Annotated in this window: 2 protein-coding genes; both read left to right on the top strand. The window is 66.8% G+C overall.

Annotated features, from left to right (window positions below; genetic code table 11):
• Positions 1–153: 153 nt before the first annotated feature.
• Positions 154–510, top strand: a complete 357-nt coding sequence (locus AAH979_RS42920; protein WP_346263856.1) for a hypothetical protein — start codon at positions 154–156, stop codon at positions 508–510.
• Positions 507–1,517 (top strand): IS3 family transposase, encoded by a 1,011-nt coding sequence (locus AAH979_RS42915; RefSeq protein ID WP_346263857.1) that lies wholly within the window; start codon positions 507–509, stop codon positions 1,515–1,517. The genes AAH979_RS42920 and AAH979_RS42915 overlap by 4 nt, the downstream gene beginning before the upstream one ends.
• Positions 1,518–1,531 lie beyond the last annotated feature (14 nt).

Here is a 1,531-nt window from a genome sequence, read left to right as displayed (position 1 = left end):
CCCTCTTGGTCAGGATGGTGTGAGACACCTCGTGTGAACTCGGGGTGCTGACCTGGGGCGGGATCGGAGATCCTTGTGTACGTGTCCACACCTTCTACCGACCAGCCTGGTCCGTCCGGCGGGGTCGACCCGGCGCCACGGCCATCACGGCGGGTGTTCAGCCCGGAGTACAAGCTCGCGATCGTGGCCGAGTACGAGAACGCCCCGAACGGCGAGAAAGGGGCAGTCCTGCGTCGGGAAGGGCTCTATTCGTCGCATGTCATCGAATGGGCGAGAGCCCGCGACGCGGGCCTTCTGGGCGGCGACGAGACAGACACCGGCGGGCCGGCCCGGCGGCCGAAGAGAACTGCCGAAGAGGTCGAACTGGCGAGGCTGCGTCGGCAGAACGAGAAGCTGCAGGCTGATCTGAAGAAGACCAGGATGGCGTTGGACATTATGGGAAAAGCGCACGCGCTCTTGGAAGAACTCTCCGAGAGCGTGGACGACGACCTGCCGCCGAAAGCGTCCTGACCGGCACGTTCGCCCAGCTGCGTTCGATCGACGTGTCGGTGCGACGCTCGTGCGCGCTGACCGGGATCTCACCGGCGACCTACTACCGGCGTGCCCGCCCGCTGGGCCCTCGGCACGGGCCATGGCTGCCCCGCACCCCGCCGCCGCAGGCGCTGACCGCCGCCGAACGCACCCGGGTGCTCGACCTGCTCAACTCGCCGACCTACCAGGATCTGGCGATCCCTCAGGTGTGGGCCCGTGAGTTGGACGAAGGCAGGTACTGGTGCTCACTGTCGACGATGTACCGCATCGCCCGCACTGCCGGGCACACCCTCGAGCGGCGGCGCCTGGCGACACACCCGCCCCGGGTCCGTCCAGAACTGGCCGCAACCGGCCCCAGCCAGGTCTGGTCCTGGGACATCACCGCACTCAAAGGCCCTGTGAAAGGAGTCTGGTACAGGTGCTACGTCGTGATCGACATCTACTCCCGGTACGTCACCGGCTGGCTCGTCGCAGCCGTCGAGGACGCCGTCCTGGCCCGTGACTTCCTCGCCACGGCCGTCGCCGGCAACAGGGCCGAGCCGCACACGATCCACGCCGACCGGGGCGGCGCGATGGTGTCGAAACCCGTGTCCGAACTCCTCACCGACCTCGGGGTCCTCCGATCGCATTCACGTCCGCGGACATCGAACGACAACCCGTACTCGGAAGCACAGTTCAAGACCATGAAATACGTGCCGGACTTCCCGGGCCGGTTCGGATCCCTCGCTGACGCCCGAGCGTTCTGCGACACCTTCTTCACCGCGTACAACCACGAGCATCGGCATTCCGGAATCGGGATGCACACCCCGGCGTCCGTACACTTCGGCACCGCCGCTCAGATCCGCCAGCAGCGGCAGACCACCCTCGACCAGGCCTACGCCACCCACCCACACCGCTTCGCCCGACGACCCCAACCGCCCAAGCTGCCCGAGACGGCCTGGATCAACCAACCTGTCGAACAGCAGGCACAACCCGTCTCAGCTTGACTTGACAACTACCG

Source organism: Plantactinospora sp. ZYX-F-223 (genome assembly GCF_039649625.1).
Taxonomy (GTDB): Bacteria; Actinomycetota; Actinomycetes; order Mycobacteriales; family Micromonosporaceae; genus Plantactinospora.
This window is presented reverse-complemented; position numbering and strand designations above follow the sequence as displayed.